This window comes from Massilia mucilaginosa (genome assembly GCF_011682145.1).
Lineage (GTDB): Bacteria > Pseudomonadota > Gammaproteobacteria > Burkholderiales > Burkholderiaceae_D > Telluria_A > Telluria_A mucilaginosa.
In genome coordinates this window covers 1-637 of the sequence record NZ_WHJH01000180.1, presented here as the reverse complement: position 1 = coordinate 637, position 637 = coordinate 1, and the positions used below count along the sequence as shown (strand labels likewise).

Sequence of the window (637 nt, the reverse complement as noted above, 5' to 3'; positions counted from 1 at the left end):
GCTGGCTGGCCATCGTGCTGGAACGTCTCCCGACGTGCCCCAACAGCCAGATTGATTCGCTGCTGCCATTCCCCGACTTTACTTAGCGCTAGACAGGCTGTACAGGTGGGGCCGCTGGCCGCTTACGCCTTGTCCCAATTGCCGGACGGTTCACTGCGGCAAACCGTCTCGTTTCGCTGTCTGATTCTGTCTCGTTTTGTCTCATTCTGTCTCGTTTGAACCAAGGCCCGGCACCGCTTCTCAAACGAGACAGAATGAGACAAAACGAGACAAAACGAGCCCCCCAAACGAGACACTTTTCCGCAGTAGGCGCGCCGGCAATAGGGACAACACTAGCGCGTTTGCTTGCCCATGTGCAAGCGCCGCCAACCCGCTTCACCGCGTGACTTTGCCGCTGAATTGTTTTTGCCGCATCAAACAATTTTCAAACTATTTTTCGGTGCATTGGGCAAAAAATCGACTTTTTCAAGGCCTTGAAAACCCCTGGTAGCGCCTTTAGATTGGATTCAACGTAAGCGCTCCATAAACCCCAGACTTGCTGGCTAATCCGAATTTCCGCATTCTTGCTACTTCGATTTGATACCGGAGCAAGCATGGAAAACACGACCGTTTTTTGGGAGAAGCACGTTGCCGCGAT

1 protein-coding gene is annotated in these 637 nt (G+C 52.9%); it reads right to left on the bottom strand.

Going from position 1 to position 637, the window contains the following annotated elements:
- Positions 1 to 424: 424 nt before the first annotated feature.
- Positions 425 to 637, bottom strand: a 213-nt coding sequence (locus F2P45_RS35845; RefSeq protein ID WP_223164919.1) for a hypothetical protein, incomplete at its 5' end; no start/stop codon positions are given.